The sequence below is a fragment of the Burkholderia sp. AU44665 genome, from assembly GCF_030504405.1.
GTDB lineage: Bacteria > Pseudomonadota > Gammaproteobacteria > Burkholderiales > Burkholderiaceae > Burkholderia > Burkholderia semiarida.
Map to the genome: position 1 here is coordinate 265,275 of NZ_JAUJRI010000001.1, position 26,620 is coordinate 291,894.

Annotated in this window: 24 protein-coding genes and 1 pseudogene; 19 read left to right on the forward strand and 6 right to left on the reverse strand. The window is 68.0% G+C overall.

Annotation, left to right across the window (positions count from 1 at the left end):
* The first annotated feature begins 76 nt into the window (after positions 1-76).
* On the forward strand, positions 77-1,483 hold the full coding sequence (locus QZM15_RS01210; protein WP_124658407.1) for an aspartate ammonia-lyase: 1,407 nt from the start codon (positions 77-79) through the stop codon (positions 1,481-1,483).
* Between the two features lie 77 nt (positions 1,484-1,560).
* On the forward strand, positions 1,561-3,066 hold the full coding sequence (locus QZM15_RS01215; RefSeq protein WP_302105610.1) for an amino acid permease: 1,506 nt from the start codon (positions 1,561-1,563) through the stop codon (positions 3,064-3,066).
* A 73-nt stretch (positions 3,067-3,139) separates the two neighbouring features.
* On the opposite strand, the gene QZM15_RS01220 is transcribed toward QZM15_RS01215, so the two are convergent.
* The gene (locus tag QZM15_RS01220) at positions 3,140-3,823 is read right to left on the reverse strand and encodes an alpha/beta hydrolase (protein WP_302105611.1); all 684 of its coding nucleotides are present in this window, start codon (positions 3,821-3,823) and stop codon (positions 3,140-3,142) included.
* A 259-nt stretch (positions 3,824-4,082) separates the two neighbouring features.
* On the opposite strand from QZM15_RS01220, the gene QZM15_RS01225 reads away from it, so the two are divergent.
* The 9 genes from QZM15_RS01225 (at position 4,083) to QZM15_RS01265 (ending at position 11,814) form a co-directional block, all read left to right on the forward strand.
* Positions 4,083-4,325, forward strand: coding sequence for an antitoxin (locus QZM15_RS01225; protein ID WP_059639270.1), 243 nt, complete (start codon positions 4,083-4,085; stop codon positions 4,323-4,325).
* Positions 4,322-4,729: a type II toxin-antitoxin system VapC family toxin gene (locus tag QZM15_RS01230; protein ID WP_059582467.1), complete on the forward strand. Its 408-nt coding sequence runs from the start codon at positions 4,322-4,324 to the stop codon at positions 4,727-4,729. The genes QZM15_RS01225 and QZM15_RS01230 overlap by 4 nt, the downstream gene beginning before the upstream one ends.
* 399 nt (positions 4,730-5,128) lie before the next feature.
* Positions 5,129-7,516 carry an MCP four helix bundle domain-containing protein gene (locus QZM15_RS01235; protein WP_302105612.1) on the forward strand — a complete coding sequence of 796 codons (2,388 nt, stop codon included), beginning with the start codon at positions 5,129-5,131 and terminating at the stop codon, positions 7,514-7,516.
* A gap of 22 nt (positions 7,517-7,538) precedes the next feature.
* Positions 7,539-8,267 carry a methyl-accepting chemotaxis protein gene (locus QZM15_RS01240; protein ID WP_302105974.1) on the forward strand — a complete coding sequence of 243 codons (729 nt, stop codon included), beginning with the start codon at positions 7,539-7,541 and terminating at the stop codon, positions 8,265-8,267.
* Positions 8,264-8,845, forward strand: coding sequence for a hypothetical protein (locus QZM15_RS01245; RefSeq protein WP_302105613.1), 582 nt, complete (start codon positions 8,264-8,266; stop codon positions 8,843-8,845). Before QZM15_RS01240 ends, QZM15_RS01245 begins: the two co-directional genes overlap by 4 nt.
* Positions 8,846-8,867: 22 nt before the next feature.
* Positions 8,868-9,827: a chemotaxis protein CheX gene (locus tag QZM15_RS01250; protein ID WP_302105614.1), complete on the forward strand. Its 960-nt coding sequence runs from the start codon at positions 8,868-8,870 to the stop codon at positions 9,825-9,827.
* A gap of 36 nt (positions 9,828-9,863) precedes the next feature.
* A complete protein-coding gene (locus QZM15_RS01255) occupies positions 9,864-10,229 on the forward strand; it encodes a response regulator (RefSeq protein WP_059639893.1) in 366 nt (121 codons plus the stop codon).
* Positions 10,230-10,366: 137 nt separating this feature from the next.
* The gene (locus tag QZM15_RS01260; protein WP_302105615.1) at positions 10,367-10,837 is read left to right on the forward strand and encodes a DUF3592 domain-containing protein; all 471 of its coding nucleotides are present in this window, start codon (positions 10,367-10,369) and stop codon (positions 10,835-10,837) included.
* Between the two features lie 23 nt (positions 10,838-10,860).
* On the forward strand, positions 10,861-11,814 hold the full coding sequence (locus QZM15_RS01265) for a hypothetical protein (RefSeq protein ID WP_302105616.1): 954 nt from the start codon (positions 10,861-10,863) through the stop codon (positions 11,812-11,814).
* A gap of 21 nt (positions 11,815-11,835) precedes the next feature.
* Here QZM15_RS01265 and QZM15_RS33955 read toward each other — a convergent pair.
* A pseudogene (locus tag QZM15_RS33955) lies at positions 11,836-12,018 on the reverse strand (LysR family transcriptional regulator); the annotation flags it as partial.
* Positions 12,019-12,223: 205 nt separating this feature from the next.
* Between QZM15_RS33955 and QZM15_RS01275 the strand changes: the two are divergent.
* The gene (locus QZM15_RS01275; protein WP_302105618.1) at positions 12,224-13,018 is read left to right on the forward strand and encodes an enoyl-CoA hydratase; all 795 of its coding nucleotides are present in this window, start codon (positions 12,224-12,226) and stop codon (positions 13,016-13,018) included.
* Between the two features lie 188 nt (positions 13,019-13,206).
* Here QZM15_RS01275 and alr read toward each other — a convergent pair whose 3' ends face one another.
* Positions 13,207-14,328, reverse strand: coding sequence for an alanine racemase (alr, locus tag QZM15_RS01280; protein WP_302105619.1), 1,122 nt, complete (start codon positions 14,326-14,328; stop codon positions 13,207-13,209).
* Positions 14,329-14,634: 306 nt separating this feature from the next.
* On the opposite strand from alr, the gene QZM15_RS01285 reads away from it, so the two are divergent.
* Positions 14,635-15,006 carry an MAPEG family protein gene (locus QZM15_RS01285; RefSeq protein WP_059582445.1) on the forward strand — a complete coding sequence of 124 codons (372 nt, stop codon included), beginning with the start codon at positions 14,635-14,637 and terminating at the stop codon, positions 15,004-15,006.
* 46 nt (positions 15,007-15,052) lie between these two features.
* Here QZM15_RS01285 and QZM15_RS01290 read toward each other — a convergent pair whose 3' ends face one another.
* Entirely contained in the window at positions 15,053-16,000 is a 948-nt protein-coding gene (locus tag QZM15_RS01290) for a LysR family transcriptional regulator (protein WP_060311136.1), read from the reverse strand.
* Between the two features lie 119 nt (positions 16,001-16,119).
* Between QZM15_RS01290 and QZM15_RS01295 the strand changes: the two genes are divergently transcribed.
* The 6 genes from QZM15_RS01295 to QZM15_RS01320 all read left to right on the forward strand — a co-directional run bounded on the left by QZM15_RS01295 (position 16,120) and on the right by QZM15_RS01320 (position 24,211).
* Positions 16,120-19,659, forward strand: coding sequence for an ABC transporter ATP-binding protein (locus tag QZM15_RS01295; protein ID WP_302105620.1), 3,540 nt, complete (start codon positions 16,120-16,122; stop codon positions 19,657-19,659).
* Positions 19,660-19,845: 186 nt separating this feature from the next.
* On the forward strand, positions 19,846-20,223 hold the full coding sequence (locus QZM15_RS01300; protein ID WP_226222437.1) for a hypothetical protein: 378 nt from the start codon (positions 19,846-19,848) through the stop codon (positions 20,221-20,223).
* 15 nt (positions 20,224-20,238) lie between these two features.
* Positions 20,239-21,573: an aspartate aminotransferase family protein gene (locus QZM15_RS01305; protein WP_302105621.1), complete on the forward strand. Its 1,335-nt coding sequence runs from the start codon at positions 20,239-20,241 to the stop codon at positions 21,571-21,573.
* 25 nt (positions 21,574-21,598) lie between these two features.
* Positions 21,599-22,153, forward strand: a complete 555-nt coding sequence (locus QZM15_RS01310; RefSeq protein ID WP_302105622.1) for a carboxymuconolactone decarboxylase family protein — start codon at positions 21,599-21,601, stop codon at positions 22,151-22,153.
* A gap of 207 nt (positions 22,154-22,360) precedes the next feature.
* Positions 22,361-23,260, forward strand: a complete 900-nt coding sequence (gene lpxO, locus QZM15_RS01315) for a lipid A hydroxylase LpxO (RefSeq protein ID WP_302105623.1) — start codon at positions 22,361-22,363, stop codon at positions 23,258-23,260.
* Positions 23,261-23,419: 159 nt separating this feature from the next.
* Positions 23,420-24,211: an extensin gene (locus tag QZM15_RS01320; protein ID WP_302105624.1), complete on the forward strand. Its 792-nt coding sequence runs from the start codon at positions 23,420-23,422 to the stop codon at positions 24,209-24,211.
* A 95-nt stretch (positions 24,212-24,306) separates the two neighbouring features.
* Here the strand turns inward: QZM15_RS01320 and ahpF are convergent, their stop codons facing one another.
* Both ahpF and ahpC read right to left on the reverse strand, forming a co-directional pair.
* Entirely contained in the window at positions 24,307-25,908 is a 1,602-nt protein-coding gene (gene ahpF / locus QZM15_RS01325; protein WP_060311130.1) for an alkyl hydroperoxide reductase subunit F, read from the reverse strand.
* A gap of 118 nt (positions 25,909-26,026) precedes the next feature.
* Complete coding sequence (gene ahpC, locus QZM15_RS01330; protein WP_011547973.1) at positions 26,027-26,590, reverse strand: alkyl hydroperoxide reductase subunit C; 564 nt, start codon at positions 26,588-26,590, stop codon at positions 26,027-26,029.
* Between the last annotated feature and the right edge of the window lie 30 nt (positions 26,591-26,620).

Sequence of the window (26,620 nt, forward strand, 5' to 3'; positions counted from 1 at the left end):
AAAGGCATAGAATGCGAACCCGTCGCGTCGGGAAGCGGCTGCCGGCGAGCGGCACGAGACATTTCAGGAGGGCACGATGGCAGAAAGCGGCTTCCGCGTCGAAGCGGATCTTTTAGGGAAACGAAGCATTCCGGCTACCGCGTATTACGGCGTCCATACGCTGCGCGCGAAAGAGAATTTCGACATTTCGGGCCGCACCATCGCGTCGCTGCCGTACCTCGTGATGGCGCTCGCGGCCGTGAAGGAAGCGGCGGCCGACGCCAATTGCGAACTCGGTCTGCTGCCGCGGCCGTACCGCGACGCGATCGCCGCGGCGTGCGTCGAGATCCGCGAAGGGCGGCTGCACGACCAGTTCGTCGTCGACGTCATCCAGGGCGGCGCCGGCACGTCGACCAACATGAACGCGAACGAGGTGATCTGCAACCGCGCGCTCGAAATCATGGGGTACGCACGCGGGCAGTACGAATATCTGCATCCGAACGAGCACGTCAATCTCGCGCAGAGCACCAACGACGTCTATCCGACCGCGATCCGGATCGCGACGTGCTTCGCGGTCGAGCACCTGCTCGAGGCGATGGCGCGGCTGCGCGATGCCTTCGCGGAGCGCGCCGACGCGTTTGCCGGCTTGCTGAAGCTCGGCCGTACGCAGTTGCAGGACGCGGTGCCGATGACGCTCGGCCAGGAATTCTCGACCTACGCGGTGATGCTGACGGAAGACATCGCGCGGCTGCAGGAGGCCGGCTGGCTGATTCGCGAGATCAACCTCGGCGCGACCGCGATCGGCACGGGCATCACCGCGCATCCGGAGTACGCGGAGAAGGCGCTGGCCGCGCTGCGCCGCATCACCGGGCTCGACCTGAGCACCGCGCCGAACCTGATCGAGGCGACGCAGGATTGCGGCGCGTTCGTCCAGGTGTCGGGCGTGCTCAAGCGGATCGCCGTCAAGCTGTCGAAGATCTGCAACGACCTGCGGCTGCTGTCGAGCGGCCCGCGCGCGGGCTTCGGCGAGATCAACCTGCCGCCCGTGCAGGCCGGCTCGTCGATCATGCCCGGCAAGGTGAATCCGGTGATCCCGGAGGTCGTCAACCAGGTCGCGTTCGAGGTGTTCGGCAACGACGTGACCATCACGTTCGCGGCCGAGGCTGGCCAGCTTCAGCTCAACGCGTTCGAACCGGTGATCGCGAGCGCGCTGTTCCGCAGCTTCAGCCACCTGACGGCCGCCTGCACGACGCTCGCGCAGCGATGCGTGAGCGGCATCACCGCGAACCCCGAGCGGCTGCGCGAAACGATGGAGCGCTCGGTCGCGCTCGCCACCGCGCTGAATCCGTACATCGGCTACAAGCGCGCGACCGCCGTGGCCGCCGAAGCGCACGCGACCGGCAAGTCGATCCGCGAGGTCGTGCTGGCGCGCGAACTGATGACCGAGGCGCAACTCGACGAAGCGCTGCAGCCCGAAGCGCTGATCCGGCCGCGCGCGTTCTGACGCCGGCCGGGTCGCGGCCCAACCGAAAGCGCCCCCGCAGCGGGGCGAAACACATCGACAAACAACGGAGACTCACGATGAACCACCCCACCGAGCGCCCGGCCGGCCCGGCCGGCGGCGCGGATGCCGCGCATGCCGATCCCGATGCGATGTTCGCGTCGCACGAAGCCGGTTATGCGAAGCAGTTGAAGCCGCGGCACGTGCAGATGATCGCGATGGGCGGTGCGATCGGCACCGGCCTCTTTCTCGGCGCGGGCGGCCGCCTGCAAAGCGCGGGGCCGGCGCTCGCGCTCGTGTATCTCGTGTGCGGCGTGTTCGCGTTCCTGATCATGCGCGCGCTCGGCGAGCTCGTGATGCACCGGCCGACCAGCGGCAGCTTCGTGTCGTACGCACGGGAGTTCATGGGCGAGCGCGCATCGTTCGTCGCGGGCTGGATGTACTACCTGAACTGGGCGACGACCGGCATCGTCGACATCACCGCGGTCGCGATCTACATGAAGTACTGGGCCGTGTTCACCGACGTGCCGCAATGGGTGTTCGCGCTCGGCGCGCTCGGGATCGTGTCGGTGATGAACATGATCGGCGTGAAGGTGTTCGGTGAGATGGAGTTCTGGTTCTCGCTCGTGAAGGTGGGCACGCTCGCGGTGTTTCTCGCGGTCGGCGCCGTGTTTCTCGCGAGCGGCCATCCGGTGGCGGGACAGATGACGGGGCTGCATCTCGTCGCGGATCACGGCGGGATCTTCCCGCACGGGATCCTGCCGGCGGTGCTGATCGTGCAGGGCGTCGTGTTCGCGTACGCGAGCATCGAGCTCGTCGGTGTCGCGGCGGGCGAGACCGACGATGCGCGCAAGGTGCTGCCGAAGGCGATCAACAGCGTGATGTGGCGCATCGCGCTGTTCTATGTCGGCTCGGTCGTGCTGTTGACGCTGCTGCTGCCGTGGACGGCGTACAGCGCGCACGAAAGCCCGTTCGTCACGTTCTTCAGCAAGCTGGGCGTGCCTTACGTCGGCACCGTGATGAACGTCGTGGTGCTGACGGCCGCGCTGTCGAGCCTGAATTCCGGCCTTTATTCGACGGGCCGCGTGCTGCGCTCGCTCGCGATGGGCGGCTCGGCGCCGCGCTTCGTGTCGCGGATGAACGCCCGCGGCGTGCCGTACGGCGGCATCCTGATCACGGTCGCGATCAATGCGATCGGCGTGCCGCTGAACTACATCGTGCCGGCCCAGGCGTTCGAGATCGTGCTGAACATGGCGTCGCTCGGAATCATCACGACGTGGGGCTTCATCGTGATGTGCCAGATCCTGTTCCGCCGCGCGGTCGATCGCGGCGAGATGAAGGCCGTGTCGTTCCGGATGCCCGGCGCGCCGTTCACGTCGTGGCTCACGCTCGCGTTTCTCGTCGGCGTGCTGGTGCTGATGGCGTTCGACTATCCGGGCGGCACGTGGACCATCGCGACGATTCCCGTCGTCGTGCTCGCGCTGGTGATCGGCTGGAAGCTGGCGAAACGTGGCGCCGAGCGCGAGCGGGCGGCGGCGGTGCCCGCATCCGTGCGTGGCGTTGCGGATCCCGCGCGGAACGCGTGACGAACGCGTGACGTCATGCGCCGGGGGCGCCGGTCCGTTCGCGGGCTGGCGCCCCCGGTCCGTTTGGTTCGAGTCAGTTCAACCCGGCGCGCTCACCGACCCATCGGCTGAAATCGCCGGCCATCTCCGCGGTCAGCTCGTGGCCGGCCGCATACAGCCGCGTGTCGTGCGCGACGCCGAGCGCCGTCAGCTTCGCGTCGGCCGTGTCGGCCCATGCGACGGGCAACTTGTCGTCGAAGCGGCCGTGCATCACCAGCGCGTGCAGCGTGCTCAATGCAGCGCGCGGCGCGATCAACGGATCGATTTCAGGCAGGATGCGCCCGCACAGCACGGCGAACGCGCTCACGTCGCCCGGCGACGTGAGGCCGACGCTCGCGCTCATGATGCCGCCCTGGCTGAAGCCGGCGATCACGGTCTGCAACGCGGGGGCAGCGCCATCCCGCGCGCGGAGCGCATGCAGCAGCGTGATCAGTTGCACGCGGCTCTCGTCCGCACGCGCCGCATCGATTTCAGGGCCGTTCGGGCCGAAACGCACCGGAAACCATGCATGCTGATTGGGCCCGAACGTGAGCGGGCCGCGCAGGAACGCGATTTCGATGCGCGGATCGATCGTGTCGGCCACGTTCAACAGGTTGGTCTCGTTTCCGCCGACGCCGTGCAGCAGCAACAGGCGGGCGGCCGGGCGGCCAGTGGCCGGACGCAGCCGGTATTGAAGGCCGGATTCGGGCTCGGTGGTCAGCGGCAGGACGTCGGTCATTGCGTGGGTCCGAAAAGGGGAGCGATGCGACAGTCTAGAGCGGGCGGATCGGGAGGGGAATCGCCGGGGCGGGATTGATTGTTTCGTGACCGGAACGAATCGGGGCCCGGTACGTTGCAGGAACGGATCGCGACGTCACGCGATCGGGCATGGGCCGGCGGCCCGGCAATCCGTTCACACCAGGCCGATCGGACGACTCGTCATTCTCACGTTCAATTGATAAAATAGATACATTCTGTAGATACGTGAGGGCGGAAACATGGATACTGCAAAGCTCTTCAAGCATGGCGGTTCGCAGGCCGTCCGGCTGCCGAAGGAATTTCGCTTCGATACGGCCGAGGTCCGCATCCGCCGCCACGGGGCGTCCGTCGTTCTCGAGCCGGTGCCGCAGGACTGGGCCTGGCTGACACCGCTGATCGGCCCGGTCGACGCCGATTTCGAGGCTGCCGCGACCACGCAGCCGTCCGCTCAGGAGCGCTCGGGCCTGGATGTGTTCGAATGAAGTTCCTGCTCGATACCAACGCGGTGATCGCCATTCTCAAGGGCGAGCCGGCGATGCTGGCCCGCCTGCATGCGTGGCAGCCGGCCGATTTCGGCATCCCGGCGATCGTCGCGCACGAGCTTTACTACGGCGCGTACAAGAGCCAGCGAGCGGCGGCGAACGCCGCGCGTGTCGACGCGCTGCAGTTCGAGGTCGTGCCGTTCGACACCGAGGATGCGCAGCATGCGGGCGAAATTCGTGCGCATCTGATCGCGGCCGGCACGCCGATCGGCCCTTACGATGCATTGATCGCAGGGCAGGCGCGTGCGCGGCACCTGGTGCTCGTCACGCACAACGTCCGCGAATTCGAGCGCGTTCCGCGGCTGCAATGCGAAGACTGGCTCGCCGAGTCGAACGAAGGCTGAACAGTCGATCATGCGGTGGACACACTGACGAACCAGCCGGGCGAACGCTGCAACGATTATAAAAAATACCAAAACAAACCGGCTCGTCGATAATACGCAAACGTTTTGCCGGCATTCAATAAAACGGATTTTGCGGAGCCGGCATAAAACAATAAATATCCGCTATTTCGACGATTGCTCAGGCGCAGCTTCCACGCCGGTAAGGCGGCGCGAAGTTAACGGCAAATCCGCAAAAGACTTTAGGCTTTTCCCCGCACAATTATTCATTCCATTTTCATCAATGACCGATTGATTTTCGGTCATCGGACCGTCATACGCCATCCCCGATAATTCGGCGCTCACACTCTTTCAATAGACCAAAGGGCGATCGCACCCGGATCGCCGCGGGGAGCTGTACTCATGACCATCCGTCATCGCATCACGCTGCTAGTCGTCCTGACGTTCTTCGCGTTGTCCGCGATCGGCGTCTATGCCGTGTACCAGACGCGTAAGAGCGCGTCCGAGGTGCGTCAGGTCACCCAGGGCATCGTGCCGAGCGCGCTCGCGTCGGCCGATCTCGTCGCCGAGGTGAAGAATATCCAGATCGCGGCGATGACGCTCGTCTACGCGCCCGACGCGAACACCGCCGCCCAGGCGCGCGACGAGCTGAAGGCGGAGCAGGCCGCGCTGCGCGCCGCGCTCGACGCGCAGGCGAAATCGGCGGTCGGCCGCGCGCAGGAAGGGCTCGTCACGCAGGCGAAGGACAGCGCCGCCAACTATTTCGCGGCGATCGACGACACCGTGAAGATGAAGACGGACGGCAAGGCCGAGATGGCGCAGGCCTACCTGTTCGCGAACGTCGCGCAGTATCGCGACGAACTCGAAAGCATCGTCGACACGCTGCGCGTCGAGAAGAACCGCCAGAAGGACGACGCGATCGGCGCGCTGAACGGGATGCTCGCGACCACGGCCACCGCGATCGCGGGCGTCGCCGGCACGGTGATCGTGCTGCTGACCGCGCTCGGCTTCGTGCTGTATCGCCAGATCACGCGCCCGCTGATCGGGATGCAGACGGCGATGAGCGAGATCGCGACGAGCCAGGATTTCACACGCCGCGTGCCGGTGGGCCGGATGGACGAAATCGGCCATTCGATCGTCGCGTTCAACGGGATGATCGAGAAGATCCAGGAGAACGCCGCGCAACTGAAGCAGAAGACGGCCGACATCCAGGCGATGCTGCAGAACATGCAGCAGGGCATCCTGACCGTCGTCGAAGGCGGTGTCGTGCACGCGGAATATTCGGCGTACCTCGAAACCATCTTCGAGACGAACGACATCGCCGGCCGCGACCTGATGGCGCTCGTGTTCGACGATTCGGCGATCGGCGCCGACGCGCGTTCGCAGGTCGACGCGGCCGTGCACGCGTGCCTCGGCGAGGACAGCATGAACTTCGAGTTCAACGAGCACCTGCTCGTCAACGAAGTCGCGAAGCGATTGCCGGACGGCCGCGAGAAGTGGCTCGATCTGAGCTGGTCGGCGATCACCGACGAAACCGACACCGTGGTGCGCCTGATGCTGTGCGTGCGCGACGTGACCGAGATCCGCGCGCTGACCGCGCAGGCCGGCGAGCAGCAGCGCCGCCTCGAGATGATCGGCGAGATTCTGTCGATCAGCCAGGACAAGTTCCACGACTTCGTGCACAGCGCGAAGGGCTTCCTCAGCGAGAACGAACGGATGATCCGCCAGCACGAGCGCGCCGATCACTCGATCGTCGCGGCGCTGTTCCGCAACATGCACACGATCAAGGGCAATGCGCGCACGTACAGCCTTCAGCACCTGACGAACATCGTCCACGAAGCGGAGCAGGCGTACGAATCGCTGCGCCGCGCGGACAGCGGCCCCGAGTGGAACCGCGACGCGCTGATGGACGACCTGGCGCGCGTACGCGAAGCCGTCGACCACTACGCGACGATCAACGCGGTCACGCTCGGCCGCAGCGGCGAGCCGGCGCAGAATGGCGCCGATTTCCTGATGGTCGAGCGTGCGCACATCAGCGAGAGCCTGCGTGTGCTCGACGGCGCCGATCCGGCCAACGCATCCGACTGGCGCGCGGCGCGCGATGCCGTGCGCCGCATGCTGAGCCAGCTCGGCACGCAAGGGATCGGCGACGCGCTCGGCGGCGTGATCGAATCGCTGCCGTCGCTCGCGGCCGAGCTGGGCAAGCCGGCGCCCGTCGTGCATATCGACAGCCACGGCCAGCGCGTGCGCAGCGAGATCGTTGCGACGCTGAAGAACGTCTTCATGCACCTGCTGCGCAATGCGATCGACCACGGGATCGAATCGTCCGACGCGCGGCGCGCGGCCGGCAAGCCGGCGTCCGGCACGATCGACATCGCGGTCGGCGTGGGCGGCGGCGAACTGTGGTTCGTGCTCGGCGACGACGGCCGCGGCCTTGCGCTCGACCGGATTCGCGGCATCGCGCGCGAGCGTGGCTGGATCGATGCCGCGAGCGAAGCGGCGTTGTCCGACGAGGATGTCGCCGAGCTGATCTTCCGGCCGGGCTTCTCGACCGCGCAAGCGGTGACCGAAGTATCGGGGCGCGGCGTCGGCATGGACGCGGTGCGCAATTTCCTGAAGCGCGACGGCGGCGATATCGCGCTGCGCTTCACCGACGACCGCGTCGGGGCGTCGTATCGCCCGTTCGAGACGATCGTGTCGCTGCCGGCGCGCTTCGCGGCGGACGGCGCCGCGCATGGCGCGGGGCACGCGCAGCCGGCGCGCCTCGCGGATATCGGCGCGGCGGAGTGACGGCGTGATCGTGCAGGCGTGGATGATTCAGATGGCCGCCGCGCTCGCGGGCGGCGTGGTCGTCGCGGTGGCGGCGGCGATCGTGTGTCGTGCGATGCGCCAACGGCTCGTCGCGTCGATGGAGCGCGACGCGCATGCGTTGCGCGGTGCGCTTCACGCGGCCGAGGCCAGGGCGGAAGAGACGGCGTCGGCGCATGCGCAAGCGGCCGACGCATGGGCGCAACGCGAGGCGCAACTGGAAGAGGCGCTGGCGCGCGAGGTGTCCGGGAGCGCCGCGCAGCGCGACGCGTTGCAGGCGCTGTCGTCCGACCGCGCGGCGCTCGCGCAGCACGCGATGAAGATCGCCGACGAAGCCGCGCGCCTGCGCGGGCTCGCCGGCACGTTCGAGCGCTGGCACGAGCAGATGATCTCGCTGACCACGCAGAACCAGGACATGCGCGCGAAGAACCTGGAGCTGTCGGCGATCGTCGCGCACGTGTCGATCGTGTCGCTGAACGCGTCGATCGAGGCGGCGCGTGCCGGCACGGCCGGGCGCGGCTTCTCGATCGTCGCGAGCGAGGTGCGCGGGCTGGCCGCGCGCTCGCAGGAACTGTCGAACAGCTATTGCGACAGCCTGAACCGCAACGATCTCGTGACGGCCGCGACGTTCCAGGACATTCAGGCCGGCGGCAAGATGATCACGGCCGCGCTCGCGACGGTCGCGACGCTGGCCGGGCAACTGCACGCGCGGATCGAAGGAGCGGCCCCGTGATCAGCGCGCAGGCGAGGGCCGGTTTCGAGCGGATCTTTTTCGATGCCGCGCGCACGCGGCTCGCGGCCGGCGGCGCGTGCGACATCCGGCCGGCCGCCGGGCACGCACACGACGCGCCCGATCGCGTGCGCGCGAAGCCGCGCTCGAAGCCGACGGTAGCCGAACATGTGGTCGTGCTGACGATCTCGGCGCTGCATTTTCGCCTGCTGCTTGCGCTGCGCTTCAGCGACGACGACGCGACGCGCCGCCATTTCGCGGGCGCGACGGCGGGCGCGAGCAGCCAGCGGCCGCTGACCGACGCGTTCATGGAAGTCGCGAACCTGTGTTGCGGCGCGATCAACCAGGCGCTGACCGCGCCGTTTCCCGATCTCGGAATGTCGACGCCTTGCCTGCTGAGCGGCGCGAGCATCGACGCCATGCACGCGCTCTCGCCCGATTACGTGGCCGCGTACGACCTGACGCTCGACGGCGACGTGCGGGTCGGCGCGACGCTGTGCGTGTGCGCGAACGCGCCGGTCGATTTCCATGTGCCGGAAACCGCCACGGTGGAGAGCGGCGGCGAGCTCGAACTGTTCTGACCGACCATCAGGAATCCATCCGATGACCGAAGACCAACCCGTCAGCAAGGTACTCGTGCTCGACGACAGCCGCGTGCATGCCGACGCGATCAAGCGTTTCTGCGACGAGCACAATCTGGTCGGCCTGACCGTACGGCGCAGCCGGCTCTTGAAGGTGCTGCGCTCGAACATCGATCTCGGCGCGATCCTGCTGGCCGAGGATTACGGCGGCTCGCCGGCCGAGAGCGCGATCATCGCGACGCAGATCGACGCGCTGCGGCCCGAGCTGCCGATCATCCTGCGTCGCGAATCGCGCGCGTCGCGCGACGGGTTGCCCGATGCGCTCGCGCGTGTGGCTTGCGCGGCCTATGTCGCCGACGACATGACGCCGCTCGCGCGCGCGATCGACGAATACCTGTTCGGCCGCGACTACCCGAACGCGCTCGTGCGCGGCATCTCGGAGATCACCGAGGCGCGCATCGACAGCCTGTTTCCGGGCATGACGATCGAGCACGACACGCCGTGCATCGTGCGCGACCAGATCATCTTCGGCGAAGTGTTCAGCCTGATCGCGCTCGAAAGCGCGTGGTGCCGCGGCTACATGCTGCTGCAGACGAGCGAGCAGCCGCTGCTCGACATGCTCGGCGGCACGCGCGACAGCGGCCGCGCGCCGGATTTCCGCGACGTGAACAGCGTGCTCGGCGAACTGACCAACCTCGTGTGGGGCGCGTTCAAGAACCGCTATCTCGGCGACGCCGAGGCGCTGGCGCGCCATCCGGTGCAGGTGCCGCTCGTCGTCAATCACAAGCAGAAGTTCATCTCGTTCGGCGGCGACTGTCCGCAGCTGTGTTTCAAGTACCGGATGACCGATCCGGCTTCGGGGCGCTCGGTCCGTCTCGACCAGCGTTTCGTGTTCAGCCTGAGCTGGTCGCCGGAGGATTTCCGCGAATCGGTGCAGGACGTCGGGCCGATGGTCGAAGCGGGCGAACTCGAATTGTTTTGAATGTTGAAGTCGGCAACGACGAAAGGGGAATACGACATGGCAAAGATTCTGGTGGTCGACGATTCGGGCACGGTGCGCGACGAAGTGGCCGGCTTCCTGCGCAATCACGGGCTCGACGTCGCGACAGCCGTCGACGGCAAGGACGGGCTCGCGAAGCTCAAGGCGACGCCCGGCGTGCGCCTCGTGATCAGCGACGTGAACATGCCGAACATGGACGGCCTGACGATGGTCGAGAAGATTCGCGGCGAACTGGCGAACACGGCGGTCAACGTCGTGATGCTGACGACCGAAAGCAGCCCGGCGATGAAGGCGCGCGGCAAGGCCGCCGGCGTGAAGGGCTGGATCGTGAAGCCGTTCAAGGGCGATGCGGTGCTTGATGCGCTGAAGAAGCTCGCGGGCTGACGCGCCTGCGGGCCGTCGAACGGTTGCGCGCGCAATTTACAGCGCGCCGCGATGTCCGTATCCTGCCGGATGCCGAGGGCGGCGCATCGTGCGCCGCACGCCCGGCATCGACGAACATCAGGAACGGAACGAAACCGATGGCATCCGAATACGGGCGACCCGCCGCGCGGCACACGGAGACGCTGATCGCGAAGGGCGTCGTTTTTACCGTCGTGGGCACGTGCGTGCTGATCGGCGTCACGTTGCATGCGCAGTCGACGCGCGAATTCCTGCGCGCGTCGGTCGTCGTACCCGGGCGCGTCGTCAAGCTGAACGCAGGCCAGCATCATCCGGAGATCGCGTTCACGACGCTCGCGGGCGAGCAGGTCGAATATGCACAGGGCGGCGAGGTCAGCGTGCAGGACGGCGCGACGGTCGAGGTGCGCTATGCGCCGGACGCGCCGAGGATGACGGCGCGGCTCAATACGTTCGGCGCGATCTGGGGCGGCGTGCTGACAATCGGCGCGATGGGCGCGGTCTTTTTCGCTGTCGGCGTCGGTCAGTTGTGGTCGGGCGTGCGCGCGTGGCGCAGCGGGCGCAGCTGGGTGCGCCCGCCCGCCGCGCACTGAAACACTTCACAGGACATTCCGGCATGACAATTCGCTTGATGCCGTGGCTCGTCGCGATCGGCGCCGCGTTCGCGGGCTGCGCCGCGCACGCGGCGGGCACCGCGCATTCGCTCGATCAGGTGCCCGGGAAATTCGATTCGCCTGACGCCCGCGCCGCGTATGCGCGCGACATGAGCGGCGCGCCGGAAGCGGACGGTTTCGGCGTGCACTTGCCGCCCGGCTTCACGAAGGAGGGGCTGGTGGCGCAGCTTGCGCCGGGCCAGCCGCTTGCGCGTGTCGTGCTGGCCGGCGCGAAACCGTGGCCGCAGCGTCCCGGCGCGTTCGTCGCGATCGTTTGCGTGGCGCCGACCGACGAGTCGGCGCGCGAGGCGCTGCGATTCCGTGCACCCACCGATTGCGAGGGCTTCGAGCGCCACGCCGAGGCCGATGATCAGAAGGAACTGGTCTGGCTGGGCGTGTTCGAGCGCGGCCCGGACGGCGTGCCGCGCCTCGTCGCGCGAACCGAACAGCCGCTCGACCAGGAGACCGACTGGAGCAGCACGAATCTCGACAGTCCCGACTACCTCGAGGAGGCGAAGCCGCCGGGTGATCGCGTGCTACGTCCCGAGCGGTGGTCGCGGTTCGATCTCGCGCCGTATGCGCTGCGGGCGGGCGATGCCGCGTTCGGGGTGCGGGCGGGCTGGTCGATCGGTTATTCCGGCGGCGGTGCGTCGTTCGAGGCGTTGTACCTGTTCCGGATCGACGGCAAGACGCTGCGGGTCGTGTTCGCGCAGCCGATGATGTTCTACCGGGATATCGCAGGCGATTGGCATCGCAACGGCACGCGCGATCACGACATCACCGAAGGCAGCAATACGCTGAGCGTGCTGTCGACGTCGACGGACGGCTTCCGCGACCTGCAGTTGCGCGAGCGCGGCGGCAAATGGCGCCGGACGTTTCGCTGGTCCGCGGCGGACGGCGCGTATCAGCCGCGCTGACGCACCGGCCCTGGCGGTCCGCTACCGGGCCACGACCGGCCCCGCCGTCGCCGTCGCGAATTCGTCGACGACGGCTTCGATCACCGCCTGTACGCGCGCGGTCTTGTAGAGATCGGCATGGGCGACGAGCCACACGTTGAAATGATTGCATCGCCGCTCCATCAGGCGCACCAGTTCAGGCGCGGCGTCGGCGCGGAAGCACGGCGCGCAACGGCACCGTTGGCGGGCGAGCGGCATCGCACGTCGCGCGGTGGCCGGCGGGCCGGCGTGCCTGCGCATGCGGCGGCGCGGCTGGACGTCGTGCCGAATGTGGAGGACCATTTCCCCGACATGCCGCGAGCGGGCGGGCGCGATGGCCGCTCGTTCGCATCGCCCCTCAACCCTGCCGAACCCCGTCGAGCGGAACACCATGGAACCCATTCACGAGACAGCCGGGCCGATCCTGCTGCGCGACACGCGCGACGGCGTCGTCACGCTGCGCCTGAATCGCCCGCAGCAGTTCAACGCGTTGTCCGAAGCGATGCTTTCGGCCCTGCACGATGCGTTCGATACGCTTGCCGCCGATCCGCACGTGCGCTGCGTCGTGCTGGCCGCCGAAGGCAAGGCATTCTGCGCCGGCCACGACTTGCGGCAGATGCGCGGCAAGCCCGAACTCGACTACTACCGCACGCTGTTCGCGCAGTGCACCCGCGTGATGCTCGCGATGCGCGCATTGCCGGTGCCGGTGATCGCGCGCGTGCACGGCATCGCGACGGCGGCCGGCTGCCAGCTCGTCGCCGCGTGCGATCTCGCGATCGCGGCCGATACCGCGCGCTTCGCGGTGTCGGGTATCAACGTCGGGCTGTTCTGCTCGACGCCGGCCGTCGCGTTGAGCCGCAACGTCGTGGCCAAGCGCGCGTTCGACATGCTGGTGACCGGCCGCTTCGTCGATGCGGCGACGGCGGCCGCGTGGGGGCTCGTCAACGAAGCCGTGCCCGAGGACGCGCTCGATGCGGCCGTCGCGCGCAAGGTCGCGGAGATCGTCGCGAAGAGCCCGGCCGCGGTGCGATATGGCAAGCAGATGTTCTATCGTCAGCGCGAGTTGCCGCTCGACGAAGCGTATGCGTACGCGGGCGACGTGATGGCGCGCAACATGATGGAAGAGGATGCGGGCGAGGGCATCGACGCGTTTCTCGAGAAGCGCAAGCCGACGTGGCGTTCGTGATGCGTTGACGGAAGCCGGCAGCGAGCGCGTCGTCGTGCAACGCACAACGACGGGCCGCGTCGTTGCCGGTGCGCGTGGGCGGTTCGCCGCAAAGCAGCCGGGTCGCCCGAGGCGGCCACGCCAGCACGTGGCACGGCAGGTGGCGGCGACGCGGTTACGCATCGCAGCACCGCAGCACCGCCGGCCCGTCAGCGTCCGTAGCTGCCGGTCCGTAGCGCCGGCTGCACGCTCGTCGCCCCGGGCGGCACGATCACGACGGGCACGCGGCGCGCGAGCGCGCACATCAGCTCGTAGCCGATCGTGCCGCTGGCTTGCGCGACGTCATCCACCTTCACCTGGTCGCCCCACAGCTCGACGCTCGAGCCGATGCCCGCGTTCGGGCACGGCGTCAGGTCGACGGTCAGCATGTCCATCGATACGCGGCCGACGACGCGCGTCATCACGCCGTCCACCGCGATCGGCGTGCCGGTCGGAGCATGGCGCGGATAGCCGTCCGCGTAGCCGCACGCGACGACGCCGATCCGCATCGCCCGATCGGCCGTGAAGCGGCGGCCGTAGCCGACGGTTTCCTCCGGCGCCAGCGTCTGCACGCCGATGATCCGGCTCGTCAGCGTCATCGCGGCCGTCAGCGGCGTGTCGGCGATATGCCGCGAGGCGCCCGTCGGCGAAGCGCCGTACAGGATCGTGCCGGGGCGCACCCAGTCGCGGTGCGCGCGCGGGTGCCACAGCACGGCCGCCGAATTCGACACCGAGCGCTCGCCCGGAATCCCGGCCGTGGTCGCGTCGAACTGGTCGAGCTGCCAGTCGACTTCGCCTTCGTCGGCGTTCGCGAAATGCATCATCAGCGTGATCTTGCCGATCGACGGCGCGCTCGCCGCGCGTTCCCACGCGGCGCGGAACGCGGCCGGCCGATAGCCGAGCCGGTTCATGCCGGAATTCATCTTGAGCTGGATGTCGATCGGCTGCTGCGGTTTCGCGGCGATCAGCAGGTCGAGCTGTTCGTCGCAGTGCACGGCGACCGTCAGCCGATGGCGATCGGCCAGCTCGACGTCGGCGGGCTCGAAGATCCCTTCGAGCAGCAGCACGGGCTTGTCCCAGCCGAGTTCGCGCACGCGCACGGCTTCGTCCAGATCGAGCAGCGCGATGCCGTCGGCGGCCGCGAGGCCCGGGTAGATCCGCTCGATGCCGTGGCCATACGCGTTGGCCTTGATCACGGCCCACACGCGCGATTGCGCGGCGGTGCGGCGGATGAAGTCGAGGTTGTGGCGGACGGCGTCGGGGCGGATATGGGCGACGATGGGACGGGGCATGGCAAGGGCTCGGGTCGGATGTCGTTCGGCACACGGGGTGCGGAGTGAAGCGGCAGGCCGGCGCGATTGCGCGCCCAGCCAGTGTCGAGCGCTATCTTATTGGTGTTCGACCAGTTTTAATTAACGTATTTATCGACGATTTGGTGGAAAGTTGGGTGTCGCGGCAGGACGGGGCAGGCGCCGCCCGCCGCGGCCTGCGCGGCCGAGTCTGCCGTCTAGAAAACCGGTGCGCGAACGGCACGGTGCAATGCTAAGCTCTCGGCGATCTTGTCATTGACCAATGTAATCATAACGGAGGAGACTTGGATGACGACGTCCCAGCTGTGCCTGTTCATCGTGGCGCTGTTGCCGTTCCCGATGACGTTTCTCGCCAAGGCCCGCAAGGGTTACGACAACCGTACGCCGCGCGATTACCTCGCGAAGCTCGAAGGCTGGCGCGCCCGCGCGCAGGCCGCGCATCAGAATTCATGGGAAGCGCTCGCGCTGTTCGCGGTCGCGCTGGTCGTGGCGTGGCACAACGGCGCGAACGTCCATCGCGTCGACCAGCTCGCGATCGCGTTCGTCGCGATCCGCATCGTGTATGCGCTGATGTACCTGTTGAACTGGGCGTCGCTGCGTTCGCTCGTGTGGTTCGGCGGGATGGCGTGCGTCGTCGCGCTGTTCTTCGCGACGCCGTAAGCGGCCGGTCATACGCAAACGCGCTGCCGGCGTTGCATGCGGCCCGTCAGGCCCCGCCCGCGCCCCGTGCGTGACTGTCGTTGGATGCGGGCGCAACGATCTTCGAGACGAACGGCGGCGCGTCCGCTTCGCTGCGCAGGAATGCGATCAACGGATCGAGCAGCCGGTGCCGCGTCGCCGGGTGGCGGCGCAGCACGAAGCGCCACGACGCGTCGCGCGCGAGGCCCGGCACCAGCGGCACCAGACGCCCGCTGCGCAGCTCGGGCTCGATCAGCGGCACGCGGCCGAGCGCGATGCCCGCGCCGCCGACGGCCGCGCCGATCACCTGGCTGAAACTGCTGTAACGGACGATCTTCGTCTCGAAGTCGTCCGGCAAGCCGAACTGCACGGCCCAGTTGCGCCAGTCGATCTCGGGGCTGTCCTCGTGCATTTCCTGCAGCAGCCGCGAGCGGCATACGTGCCCAGACGCGTACGGAAACAGCTCGGGGCTGCAGACCGGAAACACGGTTTCCCGCATCAGCACGTCGTCGTCGGCCCGTAGCCGGTGCGCCGGTACGTGCACGATCGCCAGATCGACGCCGCTGCGCGCGAAATCCGGCTCGTCGTCGAGCACGACCGCGTGCAGCGGGGTGTCGGGATGAAGCGACGAGAATTCCGCCAGCCGGCGCGCGAGCCACATCGACGAAAACGGCGCGTTGGCGGACACGGTGAGCCGTTGCGCGGCACCGCGAATCTCGCTGCACGCGTCGGTGAGACGCGACAGCGCATCGCTGACGGCCGGCAGCAGCCGCGCACCGGCCGGCGTGAGGCCGATGCCGCCGAGCCCCGTGCTGCGTTCGAGCAGCCGCGCGCCGAGCGATTCCTCGAGCGAACGGATCTGGTGGCTGACCGCGCTGGTCGACACGTTCAGCTCGACCGCCGCGCGCGCGAACCCGCCGAGGCGGACGGCCGCCTCGAAAGCACGCAGTGCGCTGAGGGGAGGAAGGTGCGACATGCGGGGTATTGTAGTTGACTCAACACCCGTTGAAAAATCATCTTTTGCCGCGCGCGGGCGGCGCGGGTAGCCTCGATCCGGTCAACCAGAACGCAACCAAACACCGACCGGAGGGCTTCATGTATTTCGACCGACGACTATGGGCGATGATGGCGGGACTGCGCTGGCGGGTGGCGGCGGCCGTCGCGCTCGGGCTGCTCGCGATGGGTGTCGGCATCCTCCGCTTCGTGTTTCTCGGCCGCGTGCTGGCGCTGGTGTTTTCCGGCGCGCCGGCGCGCGGCATCGGCGAAGCCGTCGTTGCAACGGCGGCCTGCGTGCTGCTGCGCGCATGGCTCGATCATCGCCGCACGGTGCTCGCGCAGCATACGGCGGGCCGCGTGCAGGCGACGCTGCGCGCGCGGCTGTTCGACCGGATCGCCGCGCTCGGCCCCGCCTGGTTCAACGGCGAACGCACGGGCGGCGTGATGCTCGCCGTCGTCGACGGCGTCGAGCAGTTGCAGACCTTCTTCGGCGTCTACCTGCCGCAACTCGTGATCGCCGCGTGCGCGCCGCTCATGATCTTCGCGGTGCTCGCGTGGTGGGACGTGCCGACGGCTGCGATCCTGCTCGTCGCGGCGCTCGTCACGCTCGCGTTGCCCCAGCTCGTGCATCGCGCCGACAAACGCGCGGCGCTCGCCCGTTCGGCCGCGTTCAAGGCGTTCGGCGAGGAATTTCTCGACGCGGTGCAGGGCCTGCCGACGCTGAAGGCGTTCGGGCAGAGCACCGCGTTCGGCGCGAAGCTGGCCGCGAAGGCGCGCGCGTTGTCGGACAGCACGTTCTGGGTGCTCGCGCTCGGCCTGCTGACACGGTTCTTCACGGATCTCGGCACCGGCCTCGGCGCGGCCGCGGCGATCGCGGTGGGCGCATGGCGCGTGCGGCACGGCGACATGAGCCTCGAAGCGCTGCTGATCGTGCTGATGGCCGGCAGCGAGATCTTCCGCCCGTTGCGCGACCTGCGCGCGGTGCTGCATCAGGGGATGATCGGCCAGTCGGCGGCGAATGCGATCCACGCGCTGCTCGACGCGGGCGGCGCCGCGCCTCGCGTCGATGCGCCGCGCGTAGCGGGCCTGCGGCCGGAGATCGCGTTCGACGACGTCAGTTTCGCGTATCCGGGGCGCCGCGCGGAGGCCCATGCGGCGCTGAGCTTCTCGGTACGCGAGGGCGAGACGGTCGCGATCGTCGGGCCGAGCGGAGCCGGCAAGTCGACCATCGTGCGCCTGCTGCTGCGCCAGCACGATGCGCAGGGCGGCGCGGTCCGGATCGGCGGCCACGACGTGCGCACGCTCGATGCCGATCAGGTGCGCGAGATGATCGCGGTCGTCGCGCAGGATGCGACGCTGTTCGACGGCAGTGTCGCCGACAATCTGCGGCTCGGCCGCCCCGACGCGAGCGACGCGGAGATGATCGCCGCCGCGCGCGCCGCCAACGCGCACGATTTCATCTCGGCGCTGCCCGACGGCTACGCGACGCGCATCGGCGAACGCGGGCTCATGTTGTCGGGCGGTCAGCGCCAGCGCATCGCGATTGCCCGCGCGCTGCTGCGCGATGCGCCGATCCTGTTGCTCGATGAGGCGCTGTCGTCCGTCGATGCGGAAAACGAAGCGCTGATCCAGCAGGCGCTCGACCGGCTCACGCGCGGGCGCACGACGCTGGTGCTCGCGCACCGGCTGTCCAGCGTGATCGGCGCCGATCGCATCCTGGTGCTCGACCAGGGGCAGGTCGTCGACGAAGGCACGCACGCGGCGCTGATCGCACGCGATGGCCCGTATCGCCGCCTGATGGGGCCGCAACTGGAAGCGGTCGCCGAATCCGTCGGCGCGGCGACCCCGGCCGGCGCGACCGCGCGCGCGTCGTCGGGCCCGCAGGTGCGGCCGCTGAACGACGACGCGGCGACGATCGGCTGGCCGGAGACGTTGCGGACGCTGCTGCGCTTCGTGCGTCCATGGAAGGGCAAGGTGGTGCTCACCGTGCTGTTCGGGATCGGCCGCGTGCTCGCATTCATCGGCGTCGGCGTGCTCGGCGCGCGGGTGGTCGGCGCGGTGCCGACCGGTCATGTCGGCACCGGTCTGGTTGCCGCAGTGCTCGTGATCGCGCCGGTCGCGGCCGTGCTGCACTGGCTCGAATCGTGGCTCGCGCACGACATGGCGTACCGGCTGCTCGCGGAAATGCGCATCGCATTGTTCGCGACGCTCGAGCGGCTCGCGCCGGCCGGGCTGCTGCGCCGCCGTTCCGGCGATCTCGTGTCGCTCGCGACGCAGGACGTCGAGACGGTCGAATATTTCTACGCGCATACGCTCGCGCCCGCGTTCGTCGCGGTGCTCGTGCCGGCCGGCGTGCTGGTGCTGCTCGCGTCGGTCGCATGGCCGCTCGCGCTCGTGCTGCTGCCGTTCCTGCTGTGGGCCGGGCTCGCGCCCGTGCTCGCCCGCCGCGACGTCGACCGGCTCGGCACCGGCGCGCGCGAAGCGCTCGGCCGGCTCGGCGCGCACCTGACCGAAACGATCCAGGGGCTCGCGGAACTGACCGCGTTCCAGGCGATCGCACGCCGGCGCGCCGCATTCGTGGCCGAGGCCGATGCGTATCGTCGGCAGCGCGCGAAGCTGCTCGACGATCTGTCGACGCAAAGCGCCGCGCTCGAAGTCGCGAGCGGGCTCGGCGGGCTGGCGGTCGCCGCGCTCGGCGCGTGGTTGTGCGCACGCGGCTGGTTCCCGCACGAGTCGTTGCCGCTGCTGGTGCTCGTCGCGGTGGCCGCGTTCATGCCGGTGGCCGAAATCGGTCAGGTCGCGCGCCAGCTTGCCGACACGATCGCGTCGACGCGCCGCTTGCGCGCGCTGGAGAAGGAGCCCGTGACGGTGACGGACGGCGCGCACGCGATGCCCGGGAATCCGGCGGTACGGTTCGACGCGGTGTCGTTCACGTATCCGGGCCGCGGCGTGCCCGCCATCGACCGCGTGAGCTTCGAGGTGCCGCCCGGCAGCACGGTCGCGCTGGTCGGTGCATCGGGTGCGGGCAAGTCGACCGTCGCGAGCCTGCTGCTGCGCTTCTGGGATCCGCAGCAGGGCCGCGTCACGCTCGGCGGCGTCGACCTGCGCGACCTGCGGCTCGACGATCTGCGGCAGCACATCGCGCTCGTCGCGCAGGATACCTATCTGTTCAACGACACGCTGGACGCGAACATCCGGCTCGCCGCGAACGATGCATCCGACGCGGACGTGCGGCGCGCGATCGACCACGCGGCGCTCGGCGATTTCGTCGCGCGGTTGCCGGACGGGCTCGCGACGCGCGTCGGCGAGCGCGGCGTGCAGTTGTCGGGCGGCCAGCGCCAGCGTGTGGCGATCGCGCGCGCGTTCCTGAAGGATGCGCCGGTGCTGATCCTCGACGAGGCGACGTCGCACCTGGACACGATCAGCGAGCAGCAGATCCGCGCGGCGCTGGAGGACCTGATGACGCAGCGCACGTCGATCATCATCGCGCACCGGCTGTCGACCGTGCGTCATGCCGACCTGATCCTCGTGATGGAGCAGGGCGCCGTGATCGAGGCTGGCCGCCATGCGGAGCTGATGGCGCGGCAGGGCGCGTATGCGCGGCTCGTGTCGCATCAGGCGAGCGGGGTCGCGGCGTGACGGGGCAGCGAGCGCGGCTGCATCCGGTGTTGTCCGTACCCAGGTATTGACAACATATGTTGTGTGATTGTCTAATTCGTCATCGCGTGTTGCGTGATCGTGACGACGTGCGTCCCGGCATCGTTTGACGGGGCGCGCCAACCCGGCGCACGCTACCTGTCACCGGAGTGGACTCTTTTGCACGACATGCCGCTTTCCCTTTCGCCCGTCATCGCCGGCACGCCGTTCGACATCGGCGTGCGCCTCGGCGAGCTTGCCCGGCCGGTATTCGACGCGTACATGCGGCAGAGCCGTGCATGGCAGGCCGTGCGCGGCTGGCGCGGCCATCCGTTCGTCGCCGACGCGATCGACGAAGCCGCGCTGCTGCGCGTGCTCGGCGATCGTGCACCGGAAGGGCTGCCGATCTACCGCGACGGTCCGACCGATCGCGACGACGAGAACACGCTCGCGACCGCGGTGTTCGAGATTCATGACACCGCGATCGCCTTCACCGTCCATCAACACGGCACGCAGCGCTTCGCGACGCGCATCGTGGCGTCCGCGCACACGCACCGCGCATCCTAATCCATGAGGCCACGCATGACGACCGTTTTCCATCGCGCCCCGCGCGCCACCTTGCCCGTCGCCGTCGCCGGGGACGGCATCGAGATCATCGATTCGACCGGCAAACGCTATATCGATGCGTGCGGCGGCGCGGCCGTCTCGTGTCTCGGCCACAGCAACCCGCGCGTGATCGACGCGATCAAGCGGCAGGCGCAGCAATTGCCTTACGCGCATACGTCGTTCTTCACGACGGAAGTGGCCGAGGAACTGGCCGACCGGCTCGTCGACGGCGCGCCGGCCGGGCTCGACCACGTGTATTTCGTGTCGGGCGGCTCGGAGGCGATCGAGGCCGCGCTGAAGCTGGCGCGCCAGTACTTCGTCGAGAAGGGCGAGCCGCGGCGCCGTCATTTCATCGCCCGGCGCCAGAGCTATCACGGCAACACGCTCGGCGCACTCGCGATCGGCGGCAACGCATGGCGGCGCGAGCCGTTCCTGCCACTGCTGATCGACGCGCATCACGTGAGCCCGTGCTATGCGTACCGCGATCAGCAGGCCGGTGAAACGGAGGAAGCGTACGCGCAGCGCCTCGCGGACGAGCTCGAACGGAAGATCGTCGAACTCGGCGCGGAAAGCGTCGCGGCGTTCGTCGCGGAAACGGTGGTCGGCGCGACGGCCGGCGCGGTGCCGCCGGTGCGTACCTACCTGAAAAAGATTCGCGCGGTGTGCGACAAGTACGGCGTGCTGCTGATCCTCGACGAGATCATGTCGGGGATGGGGCGCACGGGTTACCTGTATGCATGCGACGAAGACGCGGTCGCGCCCGATCTGCTGACGATCGCGAAAGGGCTCGGCGCGGGCTACCAGCCGATCGGTGCGACTCTGGTGAGCGATCGTATTTACCGGACGATCGTCGACGGCTCGGGCTTCTTCCAGCACGGGCACACGTACATCGGCCATGCGACCGCCTGCGCGGCCGCGCTCGAAGTGCAGCGCGTGATCGCCGAGGAGAAACTGCTCGACAACGTGAAGGCGCGCGGCGAGCAGTTGCGTGCGTCGTTGCGCGCGCATTACGGTGCGCATCCGCATGTCGGCGACGTGCGCGGCCGCGGGCTGTTCGTCGGCGTCGAGCTCGTGCGCGATCGCGACACCAAGGCGGCGTTCGATCCTGCGTTGAAGCTGCACGCGGCAGTCAAGCGGGAGGCGATGCAGCGCGGCTTGATGGTGTATCCGATGGGCGGCACGATCGACGGCGTGCATGGAGATCACATCCTCATCGCGCCGCCGTTCGTTTGCACCGCGCAGCAGATCGATACGATCGTCGAGCGGCTGTCCGGCGCGATCGGCGCGGCGCTCGCATCGGCCGCCGCGTGAACCCCGACCCTACTGCATTCTCATCATGACAGACAGACTGCCTCCTTTCGATCCCGCGTCGGCTACCGACGAACAGAAGGCCGTGCTCGCCGATATCCTCAGCGGCCCGCGCGGCAACCTGAACGGGCCGTTCCTCGGCTGGATCGCGAGCCCCGAGCTGGCCCAGCACGCGCAGAAGCTCGGCGCGTTCTGCCGTTACCGCACGGGGCTGCCGCTGCGGCTGTCCGAGCTCGCGATTCTCGTGACGGCCTCGCGCTGGCGCTCGCAGGCCGAGTGGCACATCCATCATCCGATCGCGCTCGAGGCTGGCGTGCCGGCCGCGACGGCCGACGCGATCCGGCTCGGCGTCGCGCCCGCATTCGAATCGGACGACGACGCGCTGATCCACGCATTCGCCACCGAGCTGTACGACACGCGCCGTGTGAGCGATGCGACGTTCGCGCGTGCGCGGGCCCGCTTCGGCCACGAGACCGTGGTGAACCTCGTCGCGCTGCTCGGCTATTACGCGCTCGTCGCGATGACGCTCAACACGTTCGATATGCGCGCGGACGGACAAACTGATTTGCCGTTTCCGGAATAATCGCTGCCGGCGCGTGCGGCAGCAGCATGCCGCACGCGCGTCCGGATGGCCCGAAAAGCACGTACGCGCGGGCTTTTCGGCGTTTCGGCACGAATCGTTTCGCGACTTCGGCGTGTTGTAAGGCGTACACAGCACGACCTACCCGTCAGAGCAGGAAATTTTTCCCCTCCCTAGAATTTCGGCAAATAGCTTACGGGGGAAATATCGATGCGCTGGGTCCTGTTGATCGTGTTCATTGCGTGTGTCGTGTACACGCATCGGCGCGGCAAGGTTCGGCACCGGTTGTTCAGGCAACTATCCGACCACTCGACCTTTACCGCACCGCTGAACTGCTTTTCGTACGCGTTCTCGTCGGTGCCGACCACGCCGTTTCTCGATACGCGGCACTTCCCGGAGCTCGCGGTGCTGCAGCGCGAATGGCGCACGTTTCGCAGCGAAGCGCTCGCGTTGCGCGACGCGAGCCGGATCAAGGCGTCGGGCGAGTATAACGACATCGGTTTCAATTCGTTCTTTCGCCACGGCTGGAAGCGTTTCTACCTGAAGTGGTATGACGCGCCGCATCCGTCCGCGCGGGCATTGTGTCCGCGTTCGGTCGAGATCCTGTCGCGGATTCCGTCGATCAAGGCGGCGATGTTCGCGCAGTTGCCGCCGGGCGGGAAGCTCGGGCTGCATCGCGATCCGTATGCGGGCTCGCTGCGCTACCACCTCGGGCTCGCTACGCCGAACGACGACGCGTGCCGGATCGTCGTCGACGGCGAATCGTACGCATGGCGCGACGGCGAGGCCGTGATGTTCGACGAGACGTACCTGCACTGGGCCGAAAACCGCACCGCGCACGATCGCGTGATCCTGTTCTGCGACATCGATCGCCCGATGAAATATCGCTGGGCGCAGCGCATCAACGATGCGTTCGGGCAACTGCTGATGCGCGCGGCCGCATCGCCGAACGAAACCGGCGATCGCACGGGCGGGCTCAATCGCGCGTTCAGGTATCTGTATGCGATTCGCCGCGCCGGCAAGCGCTTGAAGGCGTGGAATCGCACCGTGTACTACATCGTCAAGTGGCTGCTGTTCGGCGGGATCGCGGTCGCGATTTTCTGCATCTAACGGGCGACGGCGGGCGTTTCTTCCGTCTGACGATAGGGCGTACGGCAGGGCGCCGACGGCCTCGGCCGCGATCAATGCAACCAAATGTATTCGTCCGGGATCAACGGACGCTGGCCGCGTATGATGGCTTGTTCACGTGGATATGATCGGTGAGCAAGCATGACGAGTACCCGTAAGACCATGATGATCGCCGGCGGGCTCCTGGTCGCCGCGGCCGGCACCGCGTACGTGATGCTGCTGCGCGCGGACCACCGTGCGATCGAAGACGCCGGCATCGGCGACGCAGCCGCACCCGTTGCGTCGGCGCCCGCGGGCAACGATCACGCGGCGCAGGGCGCGATCGCGCCGCCCGCACCGGCTGCCGCGACGGCGCCGAAGCAGGCGGCTGCTGCCCCGTCGCTTCCCGAACCCACACCCGCGCCGGCTGCAACCGCACGCGTCGGCGCCGCGCCTGCGCCGGTTCCCGCGATTCCGGTCGTCAGCGACAGGCCGCAACCGGTGACGAAGCCGGCCGCACCGCCGCCGAAAGTCAACGTCGTGACGGTCGATGCGCAGGATTCGACCCCCACGCCGGCTCCCGCACCGGCCGCCAAGCCCGCTCAGTCGGCGCAGTCGGCCGCGCCCGCGCAGGTCACGCAGCGCGCGCCGCGCAAGCGCGACGGCCTCGAACGCCATGCGGCCGCCGCGCGGCCGGCCGCGACGAAATCCGAAACGCCGGAGACGGCCGCGCTCGTCAGGGAATCGGCGAAGCTCGATCCGTCGCTGCCGCCGCCGTCGACGTCATCGATGCAGTCGATGTCGGCGAGCACCGGTTCGTACCGGCAGGGCGGTTCGTCCTCCGGCGCGAATCCGGTGGCCGCCGCGATGACCGAGCAACTGGTCAGGCAGTCGAGCAGTTTCAAGTCGACGGCGCCTGCGCCGGCGGACGGCGGCTCGGCCGCAACCAAGTAATCGTGATCGGCCTCGGCATAAAAAGGGCCCCGCACGCCGACCAAGGCATGCGGGGCCAAGAGAGACAAACCTTGATGTCGTCGGGCTGACGTGCGTCAGGCGGCGACCGCTTCTTCGGCCTTCGGCTGCGCGGTTGCGACCGGCGCCGCCACGTCCTGCCGGATCAGGTGGTCGAACGCGCCGAGCGACGCCTTCGCGCCTTCGCCGACCGCGATCACGATCTGCTTGAACGGTACCGTCGTCACGTCGCCGGCCGCGAACACGCCCGGCACCGACGTCGCGCCGCGCGCATCGACGACGATCTCGCCGTGTTTCGACAGCTCGACCGTGCCTTTCAGCCATTCGGTGTTCGGCACGAGGCCGATCTGCACGAACACGCCTTCGAGATCGATGCGCTGCGTGTCGCCCGAGCGCAGATCTTTGTAGACGAGGCCGTTCAGCTTGCTGCCGTCGCCGGTCAGCTCGGTCGTCTGCGCCTGCGTGACGATCGTCACGTTCGGCAGGCTGCGCAGCTTGCGCTGCAGCACTTCGTCCGCGCGCAGTTGCGCGCCGAATTCGATCAGCGTGACTTCCTTCACGATGCCGGCGAGGTCGATCGCCGCCTCGACGCCCGAGTTGCCGCCGCCAACCACCGCGACACGCTTGCCCTTGAACAGCGGGCCGTCGCAGTGCGGGCAGTACGCGACCCCGCGGTTGCGGTATTCGCGCTCGCCCGGCACGTTGATTTCGCGCCAGCGTGCGCCGGTCGCGAGGATGATCGTCTTCGCCTTCAGCACCGCGCCGTTCGCGAGACGGATCTGATGCACGTCGCCCGGAATCAGCGCGTCGGCGCGCTGCACGTCCATGATGTCGACGTCGTACTGCTTCACGTGCTGTTCGAGCGCGGTCGCAAACTTCGGCCCTTCGGTTTCCTGCACCGACACGAAGTTCTCGATCGCCATCGTGTCGAGCACCTGGCCGCCGAAACGCTCGGCGACCACACCCGTCGCGATGCCCTTGCGTGCCGAGTAGATCGCCGCGGCGGCGCCCGCGGGGCCGCCGCCGACGATCAGCGTGTCGAACACCGGCTTGTTCTCGAGCGACTTCGCCGCGCGTTCGCCGGCGCCCGTATCGAGCTTCGCGAGGATTTCCTTCACGCTGCTGCGGCCCTGGCCGAACGACGCACCGTTCAGGAACATCGTCGGCACGGCCATGATCTGGCGCGACTCGACTTCATCCTGGAACAGCGCGCCGTCGATCGCGACGTGGCGGATGCGCGGGTTGATCAGCGACATCACGTTCAGCGCCTGCACGACTTCCGGGCAGTTCTGGCACGACAGCGAGAAATACGTTTCGAATGCGTAGTCGCCGTCGAGCGCGCGAATCTGTTCGATCACGTCGTCGTCGAGCTTGATCGGATGGCCGCCCGTTTGCAGCAAGGCGAGCACGAGCGACGTGAATTCATGGCCCATCGGGATGCCGGCGAAGCGGATGCCGGCCGGCTTGCCGGGTTCGCCGATCGAGAACGACGGCTTGCGCTCGGCGTCGTCGCGGCGTTCGGTCACGGTCACGCGATCCGTCAGCGACGCAATCTCGTTCAGCAGCGCCAGCAGTTCCTGCGATTTCGCGCTGTCGTCGAGCGAAGCGACGAGTTCGATCGGGCGCGTGATCTTTTCGAGGTACGCTTTCAGTTGATTCTTGAGATTGGCGTCGAGCATGGCGTTTCGGATTCCGTATTGATTATGCTGGTCGGGCACGTCGTGCCAGAGGAGAGGGCGGGCCGCGCGATGCAATGCCCGCCGTCGCGCGCCTCGGGCGAGGCGCGCGGAGCGATCGTCAGATCTTGCCGATCAGGTCGAGCGACGGGGTCAGCGTTTCCGCACCCGGCGTCCACTTGGCCGGACACACTTCACCCGGGTGCGCCGCGATGTATTGCGCGGCTTGCACCTTGCGCAGCAGTTCGCCTGCGTCGCGGCCGATGCCGTTGTCGTGGATTTCGCACAGCTTGATCTCGCCTTCCGGGTTGATCACGAACGTGCCGCGCAGCGCCATCCCTTCTTCCTCGATCAGCACGTCGAAGTTGCGCGACAGCGTGAGCGTCGGGTCGCCGACCAGCGGGTACTTGATCTTGGCGATCGTGTCCGACGTGTCGTGCCATGCCTTGTGCGTGAAGTGCGTGTCGGTCGACACGCCGTAGATTTCGACACCCAGCTTCTGGAATTCCGCGTAACGGTCGGCGAGGTCGCCCAGCTCGGTCGGGCAGACGAACGTGAAGTCGGCCGGGTAGAACACGACGACGGACCACTTGCCCTTGAAGTTCTCTTCCGAGACGGGCACGAATTCGCCGTTGTGGTAAGCGGTTGCCTTGAACGGCTTGATTTGGGTGTTGATGATCGGCATCTGGGTAATTCCTTTTCGTCAGTGGTGAGT